We start from the raw sequence: 21,366 nt of genomic DNA, 5'->3' as shown, positions 1-21,366 counted from the left end.
ACTGAGTCTGTTCAGTCGCGTGTCATCTTCAGAGGCACACATGTTCAAGGTTCTGACGCTGCCCGAATCCTTCGACAGCCGCCCCCTGCGCGAAGCCCTGTGGGCCGAGAAGATCGGTCACCAGATCACCCTGAGCCAGGCTCGCCCGACCGAGGCTGCGCCTGGCGACGATGCCGAGAGCCACGAGGGCGGCCAGGAGCTGTGGCTGGCCGACCCCGAGCAACTGCCGCGCGTCATCGCGATGCTCGAGCGCCAGTCACGCGGTGAACCGCTGCGAGACGCCTCCGCAGGCGCCGCGACGCGTGGCGGCGGCAGTTCTCAGTCCCTCATCGCCCTGATGCGCCAGACGCCGTTGACCTGGCTGGTCGGTCTGGCCTGCTGCGTCACGGTGCTGTTCCAGTATGCGCTGGGCCAGGCGGCGGTATTCGAGTGGCTGGCCATCGTGCCCTTCGAGCTTGTCGGCAGTCAGCACATCGCGCCTGAGCCGCTGTCCGTGACGCTGGCGGGGGAGTGGTGGCGGCTCTGGTCGCCGTCGTTGATGCACTTCGGGGTACTGCACCTGGTGTTCAACCTGCTGTGGCTGTGGGTGTTCGGGCGCCAGATCGAGGCCATCGATGGCGGTTGGCGCTTCGCGCTGGTCGTGGTGCTGAGCGGCGTGGCGGCCAATCTGGCGCAATACGCCACCGGCAGCGTGCTGTTCGGTGGGCTGTCGGGGATCGACTTCGCCGTGATCGGCTATGTCTTCATCGCCGCGCGCCGCCGCCCCGCGCTGGGCTATCAGATGCAGCGCTCGCTGATGATCTTCATGCTGATCTATCTGGTGCTGTGCATGACGCCGCTCTCGAGTGCCATCGGCCTGGGCGCCATCGCCAACGAGGCGCATCTTGGCGGCCTGCTGACCGGTCTGCTGCTGGGCTGGCTGCTCCCCAGGCGCAGCGCAGCCTGAGCGTTGGCGCTTCAGCCCCGGGGATGACACTGCCGGAAATGACACTGCGCGAAACGACAATGCTAGAATGGCGGCCATCCCCAGTGACTCCGATGGTCCGCCTTCGGCAGTCGTGGACCCGTATCAGGAGAGTATGTGATGAGCAACATGTCCTTTGACGGCATGGTCGAGCAGATGACGCCGACCATCTACGAGAGCCTCAAGCAGTCCATGCAGCTGCGCAAATGGCCGGATGGCCGCGTGCTGACCCAGGAGCAGGTCGAGCTGTGCATGGAAGCCGTCATCAAGTACGAAGCGCACAACAACGTGCCGGCCGAGTCGCGTGTCGGCTTCATCGACAACGGCACCTGTGGGCCGCGTGATGACGACAGCGCCGCAAGCGATGAGCCGGAGCAGATCAAGTGGGTCAACTGACGCTGGATGATGCCCTGAGTGCGGATGAGGCCTCTGGCACGGCTCAGGAAGCCAGTGCCCAGGATGCGGCACCCATCACGCTGAGTGGCAACCTCCACAAGATGTCCATCGTGCCCGCCGGTGAGGCGCTTGCGATCGATACCTCGTTTGATGCGCCGTCGGTCACGCGCGAGCCGCTGGCGGCCAACTATGGCCTGCGTCTGGGCGAGATCACCCAGCCGCTGAATGCCTATATCGGCCACAAGGTGCGATTGAGCTTCACCGGTCAGATCCACTGCAGCCATTGCGGTCGCAAGACCAAGAAGAGCTTCGCGCAGGGGCATTGCTATCCGTGCTTTCGCAAGCTGCCGCAGTGCGATGGCTGCATCATGAAGCCGGAGACCTGCCACTACGCCGAAGGCACCTGCCGTGATCCGCAGTGGGGCGAGGAGCACTGCTTCCAGCCGCATATCGTCTATCTGGCCAATTCTTCCGGCCTCAAGGTCGGCATCACGCGCAAGACCCAGATGCCGACGCGCTGGTTCGATCAGGGCGCCATCCAGGCGCTGCCCATCGTCGAGGTGTCCAATCGCCTGCAGTCGGGGCTGGTCGAGGTGCTGTTCAAGCAGGCGCTGAACGACCGCACCAACTGGCGGGCGATGCTCAAGGGCGATGTGGCCGAGCTGGATCTGGAAGCCGAGCGGGATGCCTTGCTGGCCCAGATGTCAGAAGGCCTGGCGGTGCTTCAGGCGCATTGCGGCGAAGGCGCCATCCGGGTGCTGGACACCACGGCGCTGGCCTTCGAGTTTCCGGTGCGCACCGCGCCGGGCAAGGTCACCTCGTTCAACTTCGACAAGACGCCAGTGGTGGAAGGCGTACTCGAAGGGCTCAAGGGTCAGTATCTGATTCTCGACAGCGGCGTGATCAATCTGCGCAAGTTCACCGGCTATGAGATCGAGGCCCAGCTCGGCGAGCAATGAGCCGCGGCTGAGCCATAGCCAAGAGCTCAGCACCGCACACACGACAGCGCCCACGCTCCGTCACGGAGGGTGGGCGCTGTCGTTTCAGTGTTTCTTGTTTCTTGTTTCTCGCTTCTTGTTTATGGTTTCTCGCTGCTTGCTACAGGCTTATAGGCTCGGGGCGTATCAGCCCAGTACGGGCTGGCGGCGCGCCTGCATGCGGGCCAGAAATACCTGCATCACGCGCCGGTAGAGCTCGCGTCCCAGCACCACATCCTCGACGCCGGCATCCAGATTCGGGTTGTCGTTGACCTCGATGACCACCACGCGGTCCTCCAGCTGCTTCAAGTCGACGCCATAGAGGCCGTCGCCGATCAGACGTGTCGCCTTCAGAGCCGCCTTGATCACGGCCGCTGGCACCTCGCTCGGGTCGACCGTCGCGAAGCCGCCGGAGCGGGTACGCGCGCCGCTGTGGTCGTAGATCTGCCAATGGCCACGCGCCATGTAGTAACGGCTGGCGAACAGCAGCTTGCCGTCGAGCACGCCGATGCGCCAGTCGAACTCGGTCGGCAGCCACTCCTGCAACAGCAGCAGGGCGGAGTCATGGAACAGTCGCTCGGCTTCGCGCACCAGTGTCTCGGGGCCATCGATCTTGACGATGCCGCGGGAGAAGGCGCCATCCGGCACCTTCATCACCAGCGGGTAGCGCATATGCTGACCGCGCTCGGCCAGCTGGCGCAGTTCGCCCCGATGGATCAGGCGACCCTGTGGGGCACTCAGGCCGCGTGCCTTGAGAAGCTCATGCAGGAAGACCTTGTTGGTGCAGCGCAGGATCGACTGGCTGTCATCGATCACCACCAGCCCTTCATGCTCGGCACGCTTGGCCATGCGATAGGTGTGGTGATCCAGACTGGTCGTCTCGCGGATGAACAGGCCATCGAACTCGGCTAGACGGCCTTCATCGCGCCGGGTGATCAGGCTGACATCGATGCCCAGGCGTCGTCCTTCGCGGATGAAATGCTTGAGCGCGGTACGGTTCGACGGCGGCAGTGCCTCGTCCGGGTCGACCAGCATGGCGAGATCGAAGCGATAATGGCGACGTGCCTTGGGCGTGCGCCACACCTTGCGCGAATGGCGATTGAGCGCCTGGGCGAAGCGGTCTTCATCCGCCGCTGCCAGGTGGCTCAGGGATTGCGGGCGCACTCGCTTGAGCACCCAATGATCGCCACGGCCTTCAAGACGCACCTCCAGCAGCGGGCAGGGCAGGCGCTCGAACAGCTTGCGTGCGAGACGCGCAAGCGCCGGGTCTGCGCTCTCGCCGAAGGTCAGCAGCAGGTCGAGTCGTGGCGGCTTGCCAGCCCCATGCGTCACGCCTTGCGGGGCGGGCAGGGCGCCCTTGCGTGTCAGCTCCTCGAGCAGCACGCGGATGCCGCCCAGTTCCATGTCGATCAGCGACTTGCGTGACAGCTGATTGAGGGTCTCCACCGACGGCAACGCCTTCTGGCCGCGCGCCTGGGCCAGCAGCGAAACGTAATAGCCGATGCCCAGATAATCCAGTCCACCGCACAGATTGATGACGTGGGTGGCGGGCTGCGGCGCATCGTCGGCGCGCTGGGCTGGCGCATCGCTTGAGAGTTCGGAAAGAAAGTCATGGGCGCTGATGACATCATCACTGGGATAGAAGGCGCGCCAGTCAGACACACGGTCAACCACGATACGCAGGCGGGACATTGCGGAGCCTCGCAAGGCGGGCACCGAAGCGGTGCCGAATGCGCGCATCATGAGAAACAATCCCCGTCATCGCAATAGGCTGGAAAGTGAAATAATTTCATGCAAAGAGACCAAGACAAGAGGCGCCTGCATGCCCAGAATGCAGCGCATTACTACCGCCCCGCGACACGCTGATCTTCGGACGGCGTCAGGGCGCTGACAGGCGGGAGAGCCTGCACCATGACCCCCATTCTGCGCCCGGCCATCCGGGCCGATCTCGACGCTCTGGTAGAGCTCGAGGAAGTCAGTTTCGACAGCGACTGGTTCAGTCGTCGTCAGCTGTCCCATCTGATTCTGCGTGCCCATGCCCGTACCCTGGTGATCATCCAGCCCGATGACGATGTCATCCCGTCCGCAGCGGCGGTGGACGATGTGATGGCCGCGCTATGGCCGGCCGGTAGCGTCGAGCGCGATGACGCCACGCCGCTGCGCAGCGTGCTCGGCTACGGCACCGTGCTGTTTCGTCGCAATTCACGCCGGGCGCGACTCTATTCCTTCTGCCTGCATCCGGAATCGCGTGGCCGCGGCCTTGCCCAGCGCATGCTGACATCGCTTGAGCAGCTGGCCATCGCGCAGGGCTGTACGCAGTTCGATCTTGAGGTGCACACCGGCAATGGCGCGGCGATCGCGCTCTACGAGCGTCACGGCTTCGAGAAGTGTGGTCGCCTGCGCGATTACTATGCCGATGGGGCCGCCGCCTGGAAGATGCGCAAGGCATTGACGCTGGATTCACTGGCGCCGGTGGCTGAGGAACTCGCGGCCGGTGATGCCGGTGAAGCGCAACCGGGGCCGCCCTCGACGGTGAATGCCGGCGCCGCCTGAGCCAGGGGCATGGCGCGCGTGGCCCCCATGGGCTAGGATGCGCTGTTTATTCTTCATGGCTTCAAAGGAATCGCTCCCATGCCGTCATTCGATATTGTCTCCGAACTCGACAAGCACGAAGTTCAGAATGCCGTCGATCAGGCCAATCGCGAACTCGCGACGCGCTTTGACTTCAAGGGCGTGACTGCCAGCTTCGAACTCGAGAAGGAAGAGAACGTCAATCTGGAAGCCGACGCCGACTTCCAGCTGCGTCAGATGATCGAACTGCTCAAGGGCCGTCTGATCGCGCGCGGTATCGATGTGCGCTGCCTGGAAGAGAAGGACGCCGACACCGCTGGCGTGCGTGCCCGTCAGCAGCTGGTGCTGCGTCAGGGGCTGGACCAGCCGACCGCCAAGAAGATCGTCAAGGCGCTCAAGGATGCCAAGCTCAAGGTTCAGGCGCAGATCCAGGGCGAGAAGGTCCGCGTCACCGGCAAGAAGCGTGATGACCTGCAGGGCGCCATGGCGCTGCTCAAGGGCGATGAGAGCCTCGAGCTGCCGCTGCAGTTCAACAACTTCCGCGATTGATCCAGCGCGCAAGTGCCTGGCGATCGCCATTCTCAGCACCGTTCGCTATCGGCGTGCGGTGCTGTCTTCGTTTGATTCGCTGATTTGCGGTGTCGTGAGAGTCACTGATTCGCTTGTTTTCTGGATCAACAGATTCGCTTTGAAAGCGTCATGTCTCGTCGCTGGCGCTACGCTTGTCCAGCCCGGTGCTTCACTCGAGACGACCGGACGCGTCGCTTTCAAAGCGTTTCACCCTATTCGTACGTAATATCTGCGCCATGCGGGCCGCTTCGGCACCCGACAACGCGCAAAGAGAGGTTATATGTCTGCTCCGCTCGCTATCGGCCAGCGCAACACCCTGACGATCACCAAGCGGGTCGGCTTCGGCGTCTTCCTCGATGGTGGGGATCGCGGGGAAATCCTGCTGCCGACGCCCTTCATTCCGGCGGGGGCCGACATCGGTGACGAAGTCGAAGTCTTCGTCAGCCTGGATGATGAAGACCGCCTGCTGGCCACCACGCGCTATCCGCGTGCCATGGTCGGTGAATTCGCCGCGCTCAAGGTGGTCGAGGTCAATGACATCGGCACCTTCCTCGACAATGGCCTGGGCAAGGACCTGCTACTGCCCTACGGCGAGCGCAAGCGTGAGCTCAAGGCCGGCCAGTTCGCCATGGTGCACGTCGGTCTCGACAAGCACAGTGACCGCATGGTCGCCTCGATGCGTCTGGATCGCTGGCTCGACAAGACTCCGGCCACCTACGCGGTGGGCCAGGAAGTTTCCGGTCTGGTCGCTGCGCGCACCGACCTGGGTATGAAGATCATCATCGACAACGCCCATTGGGGCCTGGTGCACCACGACCGTATCTTCACGCGTCTGCGCATCGGCAATCGTCTGCGTCTGTGGGTGTTGAAGAATGACGGCAACGGCAATGTCGATCTCACGCCGCAGGCGCCGGGCCCCGCTGGCCATCAGCAGCTGGCGGACCGCATTCTGGCCGCGCTGGAAGCCAGTCAGGGCGTGCTGCCGCTGGGTGACAAGAGCGAACCGGAAGCCATCAGTGAAGCCTTCGGTGCCAGCAAGGCCAACTTCAAGCGCGCCATCGGTCACCTGAAGCGCGAAGGCAAGGTCACGCTGGCGCCCACCGAGACGCGTCTGGTCAAGTAAGTCACTGCTGTCAGCCTGTGCTGCCACTGCCACCCTCGGGAGACCGACGGGTGGCAGTTTGCGTTTCAGGCTGCCGCATGGCACCAATGACAGCGTATCATGGGGGTATCTTGTGCTGAGTTGCCTCCATTCGCTCCTTCACTTTCGACAAGGAATGTCTGCATGACTGTCTCTGCTTCTGCTGCCTCCTCCGCTTCTGCTGCCTCCGCTTCTGCTGGTTCGCCGCGTCTGTTGATTGCTCCTGACAGCTTCAAGGAAGCGCTGGCAGCCAGTGATGCCGCCGAAGCCATGGCGCGTGGTGTTCGCCGGGTACTGCCCGAGGCACAGATCGATCTCTGCCCGCTGGGGGATGGCGGTGAGGGCACGCTGGCGGCGTTGTTGGCGGCGGCCAGTGAAGCAGACCCCATCGAGGCGCGCAGCGCTCAGGTGCGTGATCCGCTCGGGCGTGAAGTCACCGCCCAGTGGGGCTGGCAGCCGGGTAGCCGCACGGCCATCGTCGAGCTGGCCGAAGCCAGTGGTCTGCATCTGGTCAGCCCTGATGAGCGCGACGCGCGGGTCGCCGATACGCACGGCGTGGGCGAGCTGATCCTGGCGGCGCTGGACGCCGGTGCCGAGCGACTGATCGTCACGCTGGGCGGCAGCGCCACCAACGATGGCGGCAGCGGCATGCTGCGCGCGCTCGGGCTGCGTCTGCTCGACGCTGATGGCAATGAGCTGCCCGCAGGCGGCGCGGCCCTCGCGCGTCTGGCGAGCCTGGACGTCAGTGCGCTGGACCCACGTCTGGCCAACCTCAAGGTGTCTGCCGCGGTCGATGTCGACAACCCCCTGTGTGGCGCGCGCGGCGCGAGCGCCGTGTTCGGCCCACAGAAGGGCGCCGATGCCGCGGTGGTCGAGGAGCTGGATGCGGGACTGGCCCACTTCGCGCGCCTGAGCGCTGAAGTGCTGGGCACAGACCAGCAGCAGTTGGCCGGTGCAGGGGCCGCAGGCGGCATGGGCTACGCGGTGGCGGCCTGGTTGAATGGTGAATTGCGTCCGGGCATCGAGCTGGTGATGGAGCGCCTCAACGTGAGCGAGCGTCTGGCGGGCTGTGATCTGCTGATCACCGGGGAAGGCGGTCTGGATGGCCAGAGCCTGGGCGGCAAGACCCCCATCGGTGCCGCGCGTGCCGCGCGAGCCGCCGGGGTGCCCGCCATCGTGTTGGCCGGACGACTGGCCGAGGGCTGGCAAGCCGCCCATGATGAGGGGGTCAGTGCCGTCTTCACGCTGTGTGACAGTGCCATGCCGCTTGAGCAGGCGCTGGCACGCACCTCGGAGCTGCTGGCTGACCGCTGCGAGGCCATCATGCGTCTCTGGCAGTTGGCTCAGCGTAGCTGAACGCAGCCCGGCTGACCGCAGCTAAACCACGCCCGGCTCGACGGATTGCGGCGTCGAATCCGGCCGCAGACAGCGGCCCGCGGCCCCCATGGCGGGGGGCGTGGCCTTTCGCGATATCGGCAAGCCCGTTACCATGCACGCAGTTGCTATCAGGCGGATAGTCAGAAAGTACTTTTCCCATGAACGACTTGGCGTTTGACTGATAGCAGGAAGCACACGGTGTGTGACCGCAGGTGGTGAGGAACCGACATGATGATCTTTCGGCGCATGAAGCGTATCTGCTGGCTTGGCCTGGCCTGGTTGTTCTTCGGCATCGGCTTCGCTGGCATGTTTCTGCCGCTGCTGCCCACCACCGTCTTCATGCTGCTGGCGCTGGCCTGTGCCAGCCGAGGTTCACCGCGCTTTGCGCGCTATATCCGGGAACACCCCCAGATCGGGCCGACGCTGGTGGCCTGGGAGCGCGAACGCGCCATTCCGCTGCGCGCGCGCATCATGGCGGTCAGCATGCTGGCCGTCTCGATGCTGATCATCCTGTTCAGCGTCTCAGTGCTGGCCGTCAAGGTCTCGCTGCTGGTCTTCCTGTCGCTGCTGGCACTCTGGCTGGCCACGCGCCCGGAGCCCAAGGGCGAGGGGGCGAACCTTGCCGTCAGTGGCGAATCCCTTCCGCGCGAATGAGCGCTTCATCGCGGGCAGGTGAGGTGTCTGCTCCCTCGCTGTCCGCTGTCTTCCTGCCGTGAGGAGTCCTCTCCCGCGGCGCTGATTGCGGAGTCTTTGATGTCACAACCTGCTGCGATTCATCTTGCCGATTATCAGGCACCCGCCTGGCGTGTGCTGGACACCCGCCTGACGTTTGATCTGGCACCGTCCGCGACCCGTGTGACGACCGTGCTGACCCTCGAGGCCAATCCCGATGCCGCCGTGGGCAGTGATGCCACGCCGCCGCTGGTGCTCAATGGCGAGCATCTGACGCTTGAGTCCGTGCGTGTCGATGGGCGAGCGCTGGCCAGTGATGAATACAAGCTCGACGAGACTCACCTGACGCTGGCCGGCCTGCCGGCCAACTGTGAGCTCGAGACGGTGGTGGTGATCGACCCGGCCGCGAATACCGCGCTGGAAGGGCTTTATGTGTCCTCGGGCATGTTCTGCACCCAGTGCGAGGCCGAAGGCTTCCGTCGCATCACCTACTACCCGGACCGCCCTGACGTGATGTCGGTGTTCACCACCACCATCATCGCCGACAAGGACAGTTACCCGATCCTGCTCTCCAACGGCAATCCCATCGAGCGTGGCGAGCGCGAGGGCGGTCGTCACTTCGTCACCTGGCAGGACCCGCATCCCAAGCCGTGCTATCTGTTCGCGCTGGTGGCGGGAGACCTGGTCAAGCATGACGACAGCTTCACCACCATGAGTGGCCGTGACGTCGCTCTGGAAATCTGGGTCGAGCCGGAAAATCTCGACAAGACTCAGCACGCCATGAACTCCCTCAAGGCCTCCATGAAGTGGGACGAGGAAGTCTACGGTCGCGAATATGACCTCGACATCTTCATGATCGTCGCGGTCAACGACTTCAACATGGGCGCGATGGAGAACAAGGGCCTCAACATCTTCAACAGCGCCTGCGTGCTGGCCAACCCTGATACCACCACCGACGCCGCCTTCCAGCGCGTCGAAGGGGTGGTCGCCCATGAGTACTTCCACAACTGGTCGGGCAACCGCGTCACCTGCCGGGACTGGTTCCAGCTGTCCCTGAAGGAAGGCTTCACCGTCTATCGCGATCAGACCTTCTCCGCCGACATGAACTCGGCGCCGGTCAAGCGTATCGAAGACGTCGCCATGCTGCGTACCGCGCAGTTCGCCGAAGATGCCGGCCCCACCGCACACCCGGTGCGCCCGGCGTCCTATATCGAGATTTCCAACTTCTACACCCTGACCATCTACGAGAAGGGTTCCGAAGTGGTGCGCATGGTCGCCAACCTGCTCGGGGAAGAGGCCTTCCGCCGTGGCAGTGATCTCTACTTCGCGCGCAACGATGGCAGCGCCGCCACCATCGAGGACTTCATCAGCGCGATGAGCGAAGCCTCCGGCCGCGACTTCAGCCAGTTCATGCGCTGGTACTCCCAGGCCGGAACGCCGAACATCGCCGCCAGTGGCACCTTCGATGCCCAGGCAGGCACCTATTCCCTCACGCTGCGTCAGTCCACGCCGCCTTCACCGGGGCAGGCGGAGAAGCTGCCGCTGGTGATCCCGGTGCGCATGGGGCTGGTCGGTGCCGATGGCAGCGATCTGACGCTGACCCTCGACGGCGAAGCGCTGGGCACGGAAACCGTGCTGGAGCTGACCGAAGCCGAGCAGACCTTCGTCTTCACCGGCCTTGCCGGCGATGCCGAGCCGGTGCCGTCGCTGCTGCGTGGCTTCTCCGCGCCGGTCAAGCTGGTTTTTGACTACAGCCGTGAGCAGCTGGCCTTCCTGATGCAGCACGACAGCGATGGCTTCAATCGCTGGGATGCCGGTCAGCGTCTGGCCATGGCAGCGCTTGAAGACCTGATGGCGGCCTGGCAGCGTGGCGAGCAGGAGGCCCAGCTGGATGAGCGCCTGCTGGCCGCCTATCGCTTCCTGCTCCAGAGCGAAGCTTCCGATCGTGCGGTGCTGGCCGAGATGCTGACGCTGCCCTCGGAGGCCTATATCGCCGAGCAGCAGAGCGTCGTCGATGTCGATGCCATCCACTGGGCGCGCAAGACCGCCAAGGCGCAGCTGGCCAGCGCGCTGCGCGAAGACTTCGTGGCGCTCTATCACGCCAATGCGCAGCAGGGTGACTACGCGCCGACCTTCGAGCAGATGGCGCGTCGCAGCCTCAAGAATGCTGCGCTCAGCTATCTGATGAGCATCGAGGACGAGGAGGGCGTGCGTCTGGCCCAGGCCCAGCTGGCGGCGGCCCACAACATGACCGACGTGCGTGCCGCGCTGACGATGCTGGTACACTCCTCACGCACCGATCTGGGTGACCCGGCGCTCAAGTCCTTCGCCGAGCGCTGGTCGCATGATCCGCTGGTGATGGACCAGTGGTTCTCGATCCAGGTCACGCGTCCGCAGGCCGATGTGCTGGACCGCGTGCGCTTCTTGATGGAGCACCCGGCCTTCTCGTTGACCAACCCCAACAAGGTGCGTGCCTTGATCGGCGCCTTCGCCGGCCAGAACCGCGTCAACTTCCACCGTCTCGACGGCGAAGGCTATCGTCTGCTGGCGGATGTGGTCATCGAGCTCAATCGTCTGAACCCGGAGATCGCGGCGCGCATCATCACGCCGCTGACGCGTTACAAGCGTTTCGATGCCAAGCGTCAGGACTTGATGAAGGCAGAGCTTGAGCGTATCCGTGGCGAGAAGCTCTCGAACAACCTGTATGAAGTCGTGGAGAAGGCACTGGCCTGATCAGCTGAGCTGGCCCTTGAAGACAGACGGCAGTCATCGCGCGATACGATGACTGCTGCTGACATGAAAAAGCCCCTGCCGATCGGCAGGGGCTTTTTCATGTCACGAGCCTGGCGCAAGTCCCGTCAGGGCATCGCTTTCAAGACCATCGCGTACACGGTCATCGCTTTAAGGGTCATCGCGCGTCAGGCAATCATCCAGCCCAGGAAGGTCAGCCCGATGAAGGTCATCAATAGCCCGCCGATGATGGAGCCTCTCAACAGTGACGTGATGCCCTTGAAGAGCAGGTAAAGTCCCAGAATCAATCCCAGCAGGCTGAACAGCGAAGTGCTGAGCCCTAGCTCACCAGTGAGGCCATTGAAGAATCCCGATAGGGCATCATCGAAGTTGGCGAAGAAACCGCCCAGACCTTCGACGATGAAGCGAATGGCAGCACCCAGTTGCGTGCCGATCCAGTTGAAGAAGTCTTCCATAACGCATGATGTCCAGACAGAAAAGAGGCCCCAGTGTGCCATGAAAGACGCGGATGCGCTGTCATCCGAGCTGATACTTGGCGGTGAATACCTCGATCGCCATCGGCTTGTCCATCAGATAGCCCTGCAGGGCATCACAGCCCATCTCCAGCAGCAGTTCGCGCTGCCTGGGGGTCTCGACGCCTTCCGCCACCACGCACATGCCCAGCTCACGCCCCAGCTGCACCATGAAGTTCACCATGCGGCGGTTCATCTCGTCATTCTCGAGATCATTGACGAAGCTGCGGTCGACCTTGAGCTCATCGAAGGGCAGGTGCTTGATGTAGGTCAGGGAGGAGAAGCCGGTGCCGAAATCATCCAGCGACAGACGCAGGCCCAGCGAGCGCAGTTCGTGCATGCGTGCCACCGTGGCGGGCATGTCGGTGGCGAAGACGTTTTCGGTCAGCTCCAGCTGCAGATATTGCGGGTCAAGCGTGTGCTGGCTGAGTGCCTTGGCGACATTGCCGACATAGTGAGGGGAGTCCAGCTGCTTGACGCTGACATTGACCGACAGATAGAGCCTGGCGAAGGCGGTGCCTTTCTGCCAGTCCTCCAGCAGCTTGCAGGCCTGCTCCAGTACCCAGTCGCCGAGACTGTCGATCAGCTGGCTCTTCTCGGCCAGCGGAATGAATTCATAGGGCGAGATATTGCCGAGCTTGGCGTGTCGCCAGCGCAACAGGCACTCGGCGCCGACCAGCTTGAGCCCCCGATCGAATTGCGGCTGCAGTTCCACGTAGAGCTCTTCATTCTCGATGGCGCGGCGCAGATCATTTTCCAGCTGCACGGCGCGCTCAAGCTCCACGCGCATGCTGGGATCAAAGCGGACGGTCTGATTGCGTCCGGCTTCCTTGGCGCGATACATCGCGATATCCGCGCGCCGGATGAGCTCCTCCGCACTCAGATGGCGATCATGGAACATGATGCTGCCCAGACTCGCCGAGCTGTGATGTTGCAGCGGCTGCGACTGTGGGCCCAAGAGCGAATACGGCTGGTTGAGCGCCTGCTGCAGGCGCTCCATCAGCTCATCCAGTTCTCGACAGGCAATCTGTGGATCATGGCTCAAGGGCTGTACCAGGATGACGAACTCGTCCCCGCCGAAGCGCGCCACCAGGTCGCTGTCACGCACCGTGGAGCTCAGGCGATGCGCCACCTCGATCAACAGATGGTCGCCGGTGGTATGCCCCAGCAGGTCGTTGATCTTCTTGAAGTGGTCCAGATCGATGAAGATGAGCGCGCCGTGGGTGTCACGGGCGTCGGTGATGATGATCGCCTGCTGCAGGCTGTCGATCAGGGTGGCTCGGTTGGCCAGCTTGGTCAGCGAGTCGAAGCGACTGTGCTGGTGCAGCAGGGCCTCTGACTCGACGATACGCGTGATATCGGTGATCGAGCCGATCATGCGCAACGGATTGCCTTCGCTGTCCCGCTCGATGACATCGCCCTTGTCGATCACCCAGACCACGTCGCCACCGCGGGTCAGCATGCGGTGGCGGTGATAATAGGCCGTCTTGCCCGCCATGCAGTCCTGGATGGCGATCATCGTCTCGGGCTTGTCCTCGGGGTGCAGCAGGCTTGCGAATTCTTCCAGGCTGTTGCTGAGCTCGCTCTCCGGGATGCCCAGAATCTGTGACCAGCGGCGATTGTGCGTCACGGAACTGGTCAGGATGTTCCAGTCCCAGAAGCCTTCCAGCGAGGTGTCATAGATGTGGTCGATCTGGCGGGTCTTGCGCTCATGCTCACGGACTTCTGCCGTGATGTTGTGCGCCAGAACGGCGACCAGCGGCTGACCGTGAATGTCATGGAAGGGCTGCTTGATGGAGCGGAAGTGGTTGACCTCGCCGGTGGTGCCGTCGGTGGCATCCTCGAAGACCGTCTCGCGCTCGAACTTGCTGAGCACCTGCTCTACGCTGCGCCGGAAGAAGTGGCTCTGCTCGGTATTGCCGGTGTAATGACTGTCATCACGTCCGACGATGTCCTCGCGTGAAGTGCCATAGAAGTCGGTCAGGGTGCGGTTGGCGTAGCGAAACAGCCCCTTGGCATCCTTGATGAACATGATGTCGGGGTGGGTGTCGACCAGTGTGCGCAGCAGGTGGTTCTCGGCTTCCAGTGCCTCGAGACGCGGCGACATCTCCAGCAGGCGCGAGTGCAGGCTGCTGTCATCAGGCTGGCGGAAATCGTCGGAGCCTTCTGGGCGCGGATAGGGGCGATCCCCGGCATCGGAAGGTGCGGTCATGGCAGGTTCCTGAGGCGACGGTCTGTGCTCTCAGTCTACGTGGCCGCTCGGTTGAATAGGTGGGGAGACGGGGTTCATGCTCAATCAACGATCACGCATGCAGGCCACGCAGGCAGTTCACGCAGGCAGTTCACGCAGGAACGGAGCTTCCGCCAGGCGCCTGGTGATCAAGTCCCAGTCACCCAGCCCCTGATCATGAAGAAGTCATCAAATCCTCGTGCCTTGCGGCGTTACAGGTCGACCTTGTCCTTGTACTCGCAGAGGTCTTCGATGATGCAGCTGCCACAGCGCGGCTTGCGTGCCACGCAGGTGTAGCGGCCATGCAGGATCAGCCAGTGGTGGGCATCGACCAGAAACTCCTTGGGCACATGGCGCATCAGCTTGTGCTCAACTTCCAGCACGTTCTTGCCCGGGGCGATGCGCGTACGATTGGAGACGCGGAAGATGTGCGTGTCCACCGCCATGGTCGGCTGGCCGAAGGCGGTGTTGAGCACCACGTTGGCGGTCTTGCGGCCCACGCCCGGCAGCGCTTCCAGCGCCTCGCGAGTCTGTGGCACCTCACCACCATGCCGTTCGATCAGCATGCGGCAGGTCTTGATGACGTTCTCGGCCTTAGTGTTGAACAGGCCGATCGTCTTGATGTACTCCTTCAGGCCCTCGACACCCAGCACGAGGATGCTCTCCGGCGTATTGGCGACCGGATACAGCTTCGCCGTGGCCTTGTTGACGCCCACATCCGTCGCCTGTGCCGACAGCAGTACCGCGATCAAAAGCTCGAAGGGCGTTGACCAGGCAAGCTCGGTGCGTGGCTCAGGATTCTCGTTGCGCAGGCGGGTGAAGATCTCGAGGCGTTTCTGGGCGTTCATGGTATCTCGGGTACGGCGGTAAGGGCTTGGAAGCGGGCGTCGTCGACACAGGCTGTCAGCCAACGGGCTGACAGCCTGTGTGAGAGGGGCTCAGGAGATGGTGCCGGTCACACGCACACGACGCGACACCTTGGGCGCATCGGCGTTGGCTGCCTTGCGGCGCTGCTCGAGTCGCTCATCGATGGTCTTCTTGCCCGCGATGATCAGCCCCATGCAGAAGAAGGCGCCCGGCGGCAGCACCAGGAACAGGAAGGAGTAATCCGGGAAGATCGTCAGCTGCCAGTCGGCGGCCATCGGCCCGACGAGCAGTTCCATGCCGGCAAACAGCGTGCCCTGGCCGAACAGCTCACGCATGCCACCCAGCAGTACCAGCACGGCCATGAACCCCAGCCCCATCATCAGGCCATCGGTGGCCGCCGGCAGCACGGGGTGCTTGGCGGCGAAGGCATCGGCACGCCCGAGAATCGCGCAGTTGGTGACGATCAGCGGAATGAAGATGCCGAGAATCTGATAGAGCTCATAGGTGTAGGCCTTCATCAGCAGCTCGGCACAGGTCACGAACGAGGCGATGATCATCACAAAGGCCGGCAGGCGCACTGCAGAAGGCACCAGATTGCGGATCAGCGACACCGCCACGTTGGAGCCGATCAACACCAGCAGCGTGGCAAGCCCCAGCCCGATGGCGTTGACGACGCTGGCGGTGACGGCCAGCAGCGGACACAGGCCCAGCAGCTGCACCAGCGCCGGGTTGTTGTCCCAAAGGCCGTCGCGGCTGATCTTGCCAAGCGAGATATCACTCATGAGGTTCGTCTCCGCCGTGTTCAGAAGGCGCTGATGGCGTGAGCGTGCCATCAGCGGTGGGAGCTTGCATGTCTTGCTGGGCCCTGGCGGCGCGGCGGGTCGCGGTCAGCGTCTCGCTGTCGCCGGCCAGCAGCGCCGTGCGGTGCGCCATGAAGTAGATCAATGCCTGACGAACGGCACCCACCACGGCGCGCGGGGTGATGGTTGCACCGGTGAACTGGTCGAAATCACCGCCATCCTTGTTCACCTTCCACTCCACCGAGCTGAGCGTCTGGTCATCGAATTCGTGAATCCAGTCGGACTTGCGCGCTTCGATCTTGTCGCCCAGCCCCGGGGTCTCGGCGTGTTTGACGGCGCGCACTCCGGCCACACTGCCATCGGCACGGATACCGACCAGCAGGCGGATATCGCCGCTGTAACCCTTGCCGGTCACTACCGGCAGCAGCACCGCGACGGTCTCGCCATTTCGGGTGGCGCGCCAGCCGGTATCGGCGCTCTTCAGGCCCAGCACCTGGGAGGGCGGCAGGGCGAAGGCCGCGTCGAGCAGGTCATTGTCGTGCAGCGACGGCGGGATGATCTCGGCCAGCGCCGCGCTCTGGGCGGCACGTTCGTTGTCGGCGATGGTCTCGGCGGTGGTCATCTGGGTCACGGCGACGACGCCTGCGGTGACGACGGCGAAGACCGCCAGGCCCAGCGCGGCCCGCGCGATGGTGTGCTTCAGGCCCTGGGCGGCCTGGGCTTGCTGTTCGGGCTGATCAGGCGTCAGGCTCATGCCTTGTCCTCCAGCTTGATGCCGCGACGGGCCTTCTTGTGGCCATAGCTGCGTGGCTGGGTGTAGTAATCGATGAACGGCACGCTGAAGTTCATCAGCAGCACCGCGAAGGCGATGGCGTCAGGGTAGGCGCCGAAGGTGCGAATCAGGTAGATCAGCACGCCGATGCCGACGCCGTAATAGAGCTTGCCCTTGTTGGAGGTCGCCGCCGTGACCGGGTCCGTGGCGATGAAGAAGGCGCCGAAGATCGCCGCACCGCACAGCAGGTGGATCAGGGGGCTGGCGTGTTGCTCGCCATCCACGAAGGCGAAGATGGCGGAGATCACCGCCAGGCTGCCCAGCATCGCCACCGGGATATGCCAGGTGATCAGGCGACGCGCCAGCAGCACCAGGCCGCCGAGACCCCAGGCGATGGCCATCTGCTGCCAGGCCAGCAGGTTGGCGGCGGGCAGCAGGTTCGGGTCTGCCCAGAACTCGCTGCTGGAAAGCTCGCCCTTGTTGCGGAAAGCGTCCAGCGGCGTGGCGCCGGTCAGGGCGTCTGGCGTGGCGATCACGCCGAAGAACTGTTGCAGGCTGTCAGTGAAGCCGATTGCGAAGCCATCCGGGGATGACCAGCGCGACATCTCGACCGGGAAGGAGATCAGCAGCAGCGCATAGGCGACCATCGCCGGGTTGAACGGATTCTGGCCCAGGCCGCCGTAGAGCTGCTTGGCGACCACGATGGCCGCGATCACGCCGGTCAGTACCAGCCACCAGGGCGCCAGCGGCGGCAACGACACCGCCAGCAGCACGCAGGTCACCAGCGCCGAATTGTCCTTGAGGAAGAAGCTGACCGGGCGGCCACGCAACTTGAGCAGCAGCGCCTCGAGGGCGACACCCGCCAGACAGGCAAAGACGAGGTTGAACAGCACACCCCAGCCATAGTGCCAGCACAGTACGGCGATACCCGGCAGCGTCGCGGCCAGCACCCAGGCCATCACGCGCGAGGTGGCGGTTGGCCCGTGGGCATGGGGGGAGCTTGCATGCATCAGGCTCATGAGACGGTCAGATCCTTGCGGTAAATGGGCAATGACACGAGGCGTGCTTCAGGGTGAGTCGCCATTGGCACGCTTGAGGGGCTCAGGTCACTCATTGGGCGTCCACCAGTGCCTGCACCTCGGCCAATGACTCGCGGGCGTGTTCCAGATTGCGGCGCGTGCGGTCGACCTTGGTCGCCAGGCGCTGACGGTTTTCGTCATCCGCCTCGCTCAATGCCGCCTCGGCCTTGCGGTGGGCCGCCTCGGCCGCCTTGACCGCGATGCTGACCTGCTTGTGACGCTTGGCGAGGTTCTCGGCGCGTGATGCCTCGATCTCGGCCTGGGAGAGCGTCACGTTGCTGGCCATGCTGCCGCGCCCGACAGAACCCGCGGCGGGCTTGGGCGCCTCGGGAATCAATTCGCCCGCACCCTTGGCGGCAGGCGTCGCGTCAGTGCTGCCAGCTTGCGCGCTGTTGAGGCGCACCTCGGCGGCACGCAGGTTTTCCTGGGCCGTGGCCAGCAGGGTCTGCAGGTCCTCGATATCGCCTTCGCCGCTCTCGCTGGCGCGGGCCAGGGCCTTTTCGGCCTTCTTGACCGCGATATTGGCCGCGGCGCGTGCCGTCTTGAGTGCCTTGATATCGGCGCTGGGTGCCGCAGCTGCCGGCGCAGCAGCGTTGGCAGAAGAGCCAGCCGCACCTGTATCAGTGGTTTGAGCAGAGCCAGCCGCAGCGCTTGCCACAGGGCCTTTATCAGCGCCTTGAGCAGCGCCAGCGGCGTCGGTCGCCGCCTTGAGATCACCTTCAGCCTTGGCCAAACGGGACTTGGCATCCGTCACGCTGGCCTCGAGGGCGGGGATGTCGCCCTCACCGCTGTCCTGAGCGGTCTTGAGGGCCTTCTCGGCCTTCTTGACGGCGATATTGGCCGCGGCACGTGCCGTCTTGAGCGCCTTGAGATCGGCTGCCGGGGCAGCCGCGCCTGTCGCGGAAGTGCTGGCCGCCGCAGGGGCAGCTGACTCGCTGGCCTCGCTGGCGGCCTTGAGGTCGGCTTCGGCCTTGGCCAGTCGCGCCTTGGCCTCTGCCACGCTGGTCTCGAGGGCGGAGATGTCGCCCTCACCGCTGTCCTGGGCGGTCTTGAGGGCCTTCTCGGCTTTCTTGACCGCGATATTGGCCGCGGCGCGCGCCGTCTTGAGCGCCTTGAGATCGGCGGCGGGAGTAGCCGCACCGGTTGTCGCAGTGCCGGCTGTCGAAGCGCCGGCAGCCGCCGGGGCAGCTGACTCGCTTGCCTCGCTGGCGGCCTTGAGAGCGCTCTCGGCGCTGGCGAGCTTGGTCTTGGCCGCGGTCACGTTGGCCTCGAGCTTGGCGATATCGCTCTCGGAGCTCTCACCGCCATCCTGCGCTGCCTTGAGGGCCTTCTCGGCCTTCTTGAGGGCGATGTTGGCCGCGGCGCGCGCCGTCTTGAAGGCCTTGATGTCGGTGGCCGGTGCCGGCTGGGCAGCGGCGGCCGCTGTGGCGGCTGCCGAGGCCGAAGTCGTGTCTGCGGCGGCGCTGGCATCGGCGCGGGCGGCAGCGGACTTCTGGGCCGCCTGAGCGCGCTGCTGACGCTTGGCTTCCTTCTCGGCTTCCTCGCGCGCCATGCGCGCCTGCTTGAATTCGAAGCGGTGACGAGCGCGCTCGGACTTGCGCGCCTCGTGCTGGGCACTGCGAATCTCGCCCTTGGCGAAGCGGTAATACTGCACCAGCGGAATCTGGCTGGGACAGACGTAGGAGCAGGCGCCGCATTCGATGCAATCCGCCAGATTGTAGAGCTCGGCCTTGTCGAACTCGCGTGCCTTGGAGAACCAGTAGAGCTGCTGCGGCAGCAGCTCGGCCGGGCAGGCTTGCTCGCACATGCCGCAACGGATGCACGGCTGCTCGACCGCCGGTGCCGGCAGTGACTCGGGGGAGGAGGCCAGCAGACAGTTGGTGGTCTTTATGATCGGCAGGGCGTCGCTCTCGAGCGTGAAGCCCATCATCGGCCCGCCCATCACCAGACGTGCGATGCCCGTCGGCGCCGGCGCCGCCAGACGCAGCAGGTCTGCGATGGAGGTGCCCAGGCGCGCCTCGACGTTGTGCGGGTGTTGCAGCGCCTCACCGGTCAGGGTGACGACGCGCGAGATCATCGGCTCGCCGAAGCACACCGCACGCTGCACGGCGCGCACGGTACCCGGGTTGTGCACCACCACGCCGACATCGGCGGGCAGGCCACGGCTGGGCACTTCGCGGTCCGTCAGCAGCTTGATCAGCTGCTTCTCGCCGCCGGAGGGGTACCTGGTCGGTACCACCACGACTTCGAGGCGTGAATCCAGCGGCGGCAGGCGCTTGTCGGCGCGGCGGGCGCGAATCGCCTGTTCCAGCGCGATGACGGCCTCGGGCTTGTTGTCCTCGATGCCGATCAGGATGCACTCGGGGCCGATCAGGCTGGCGAGAATCTCGAGCCCTTCGATCAGCGCTTCCGGATGCGTGCGCATGGTCAGGTCATCGGCGGTGATGTAAGGCTCACACTCCGCCGCGTTCAGGATCAGGGTGTCGATGGCGTGACGCTCACGCACCCGCGCCTTCACCGCCGAGGGGAAGCCGGCGCCGCCCTGACCGACCACGCCGGCGTCCTGCAGACGCTGGATCAGGTCCTGGGCTTCCTGCTGACGCCAGTCGCGCCAGGCTTCCAGGCGCGCCCATTCATCGATCTCACCCTCGCGCTCGATCACGATGCACTGATCTTCCAGGCCCGAGACGTGGGGAATCTGGCGCGGCTCGATGGCGGTGACCACGCCGGTAATGCTGGCATGCACCGGGGCGGAGATCATGCCCTGCGCGCGCGCGATCAGTTCACCCGTCTTGACGCGCTGGCCGATCTCCACCAGCGGCTGGGCGGGCGCGCCGATATGCTGGCTGAGCGGCAGCACAACCTCACGGGGCAGCGGGGCGGCCACCAGCGGGGCGCGGTTGGAGAGCGCCTTGTGCTCCGGCGGATGGATACCGCCGTGGAAGTCGAACACGCGCGGCGCGCCCTGACCCTTCTGTGTGTGTTCCGCCTCCGCAGTGGCGGCGGAACGTGAGGAAGTCACCATGGATTTGAGTAACGACAGAACCATCAGGCGACATTCCTTGCAGATGTGGCAGTAGAATCGGCGGCATCGGTCACGATCAGATTGCCGCTGAAGCTGGCATTGTCGCGGGTCGGGCCCGCCGGTTGCGGCCAGTGCCAGCTGCGCACGTCAGTGGCGACCGGCACCATGTCGATGCAATCGACCGGGCAGGGTTCGACACACAGGTCGCAGCCGGTGCATTCGTCGGCGATCACGGTGTGCATGTGCTTGGCGGCACCGAGAATGGCATCGACAGGGCAGGCCTGGATGCACTTGGTGCAACCGATGCATTCGTCCTCGCGAATCACCGCCACCTTGGGCGTGTTGTCGCTGTCGCCATCCAGCGGCGTGGCCTCGCGGCCCAGCAGGTCGGCCAGCGAGGCGATGGTGCTCTCGCCGCCCGGTGGGCACTTGTTGATCTCGTCGCCTTCGGCGATGGCCTGGGCGTAGGGCTTGCAGCCCGGGTAACCGCACTGGCCGCACTGGGTCTGCGGCAGAAGCTGGTCGATCTGCTCGACGATGGGGTCGCCCTCGACCTTGAAGGCCACGGCGGCAAAGCCGAGCAGACCGCCGAAGACGACGGCCATGGCCACCAGTGCGACGATGGCAGAGATCAGCGTATGGTCGTTGAAGAATTCGAGCAT

At 64.4% G+C, this 21,366-nt stretch carries 18 protein-coding genes; 9 read left to right on the top strand and 9 right to left on the bottom strand.

Annotated elements, in window-relative coordinates:
- The first annotated feature begins 40 nt into the window (after nt 1–40).
- The 3 genes from LCW13_RS11805 to LCW13_RS11795 all read left to right on the top strand — a co-directional run bounded on the left by LCW13_RS11805 (nt 41) and on the right by LCW13_RS11795 (nt 2,319).
- Nucleotides 41–946: a rhomboid family intramembrane serine protease gene (locus LCW13_RS11805; protein WP_225346981.1), complete on the top strand. Its 906-nt coding sequence runs from the start codon at nt 41–43 to the stop codon at nt 944–946.
- A 138-nt stretch (nt 947–1,084) separates the two neighbouring features.
- Nucleotides 1,085–1,360, top strand: coding sequence for a YeaC family protein (locus LCW13_RS11800; protein ID WP_043334093.1), 276 nt, complete (start codon nt 1,085–1,087; stop codon nt 1,358–1,360).
- A complete protein-coding gene (locus tag LCW13_RS11795) occupies nt 1,348–2,319 on the top strand; it encodes a DUF2797 domain-containing protein (RefSeq protein WP_225346980.1) in 972 nt (323 codons plus the stop codon). Before LCW13_RS11800 ends, LCW13_RS11795 begins: the two co-directional genes overlap by 13 nt.
- Nucleotides 2,320–2,484: 165 nt before the next feature.
- On the opposite strand, the gene LCW13_RS11790 is transcribed toward LCW13_RS11795, so the two are convergent.
- Nucleotides 2,485–4,080, bottom strand: coding sequence for a RimK family protein (locus LCW13_RS11790; RefSeq protein WP_318527660.1), 1,596 nt, complete (start codon nt 4,078–4,080; stop codon nt 2,485–2,487).
- A gap of 168 nt (nt 4,081–4,248) precedes the next feature.
- Between LCW13_RS11790 and LCW13_RS11785 the strand changes: the two genes are divergently transcribed.
- From LCW13_RS11785 to pepN, 6 genes are all read left to right on the top strand, one after another.
- Complete coding sequence (locus LCW13_RS11785) at nt 4,249–4,890, top strand: GNAT family N-acetyltransferase (protein WP_225346979.1); 642 nt, start codon at nt 4,249–4,251, stop codon at nt 4,888–4,890.
- Nucleotides 4,891–4,968: 78 nt separating this feature from the next.
- Nucleotides 4,969–5,457 (top strand): YajQ family cyclic di-GMP-binding protein, encoded by a 489-nt coding sequence (locus tag LCW13_RS11780; RefSeq protein ID WP_054556286.1) that lies wholly within the window; start codon nt 4,969–4,971, stop codon nt 5,455–5,457.
- 301 nt (nt 5,458–5,758) lie between these two features.
- Nucleotides 5,759–6,601: a CvfB family protein gene (locus LCW13_RS11775; protein ID WP_175089419.1), complete on the top strand. Its 843-nt coding sequence runs from the start codon at nt 5,759–5,761 to the stop codon at nt 6,599–6,601.
- Nucleotides 6,602–6,763: 162 nt separating this feature from the next.
- On the top strand, nt 6,764–7,975 hold the full coding sequence (locus LCW13_RS11770; RefSeq protein WP_225346978.1) for a glycerate kinase: 1,212 nt from the start codon (nt 6,764–6,766) through the stop codon (nt 7,973–7,975).
- A 249-nt stretch (nt 7,976–8,224) separates the two neighbouring features.
- Nucleotides 8,225–8,650 (top strand): YbaN family protein, encoded by a 426-nt coding sequence (locus LCW13_RS11765; protein WP_225346977.1) that lies wholly within the window; start codon nt 8,225–8,227, stop codon nt 8,648–8,650.
- A 99-nt stretch (nt 8,651–8,749) separates the two neighbouring features.
- On the top strand, nt 8,750–11,401 hold the full coding sequence (gene pepN, locus LCW13_RS11760; protein ID WP_225346976.1) for an aminopeptidase N: 2,652 nt from the start codon (nt 8,750–8,752) through the stop codon (nt 11,399–11,401).
- A 185-nt stretch (nt 11,402–11,586) separates the two neighbouring features.
- Here the strand turns inward: pepN and LCW13_RS11755 are convergent, their stop codons facing one another.
- The 8 genes from LCW13_RS11755 to rsxB all read right to left on the bottom strand — a co-directional run bounded on the left by LCW13_RS11755 (nt 11,587) and on the right by rsxB (nt 21,366).
- Entirely contained in the window at nt 11,587–11,874 is a 288-nt protein-coding gene (locus LCW13_RS11755) for a hypothetical protein (RefSeq protein ID WP_043334097.1), read from the bottom strand.
- A gap of 61 nt (nt 11,875–11,935) precedes the next feature.
- Nucleotides 11,936–14,143, bottom strand: a complete 2,208-nt coding sequence (locus LCW13_RS11750; protein ID WP_225346975.1) for an EAL domain-containing protein — start codon at nt 14,141–14,143, stop codon at nt 11,936–11,938.
- A gap of 230 nt (nt 14,144–14,373) precedes the next feature.
- Nucleotides 14,374–15,009 carry an endonuclease III gene (nth, locus tag LCW13_RS11745; RefSeq protein ID WP_225346974.1) on the bottom strand — a complete coding sequence of 212 codons (636 nt, stop codon included), beginning with the start codon at nt 15,007–15,009 and terminating at the stop codon, nt 14,374–14,376.
- 90 nt (nt 15,010–15,099) lie between these two features.
- A complete protein-coding gene (locus LCW13_RS11740; protein WP_043334099.1) occupies nt 15,100–15,810 on the bottom strand; it encodes an electron transport complex subunit E in 711 nt (236 codons plus the stop codon).
- The gene (rsxG, locus tag LCW13_RS11735) at nt 15,803–16,582 is read right to left on the bottom strand and encodes an electron transport complex subunit RsxG (RefSeq protein WP_225346973.1); all 780 of its coding nucleotides are present in this window, start codon (nt 16,580–16,582) and stop codon (nt 15,803–15,805) included. The genes LCW13_RS11740 and rsxG overlap by 8 nt, the downstream gene beginning before the upstream one ends.
- Nucleotides 16,579–17,619, bottom strand: coding sequence for an electron transport complex subunit RsxD (rsxD, locus tag LCW13_RS11730; RefSeq protein ID WP_225346972.1), 1,041 nt, complete (start codon nt 17,617–17,619; stop codon nt 16,579–16,581). Before rsxD ends, rsxG begins: the two co-directional genes overlap by 4 nt.
- 91 nt (nt 17,620–17,710) lie before the next feature.
- On the bottom strand, nt 17,711–20,728 hold the full coding sequence (rsxC, locus tag LCW13_RS11725; RefSeq protein ID WP_225346971.1) for an electron transport complex subunit RsxC: 3,018 nt from the start codon (nt 20,726–20,728) through the stop codon (nt 17,711–17,713).
- A complete protein-coding gene (gene rsxB / locus LCW13_RS11720; RefSeq protein WP_225346970.1) occupies nt 20,728–21,366 on the bottom strand; it encodes an electron transport complex subunit RsxB in 639 nt (212 codons plus the stop codon). The genes rsxC and rsxB overlap by 1 nt, the downstream gene beginning before the upstream one ends.

This window comes from Cobetia amphilecti (genome assembly GCF_020217465.1).
Lineage (GTDB): Bacteria > Pseudomonadota > Gammaproteobacteria > Pseudomonadales > Halomonadaceae > Cobetia > Cobetia amphilecti.
This window is presented reverse-complemented; position numbering and strand designations above follow the sequence as displayed.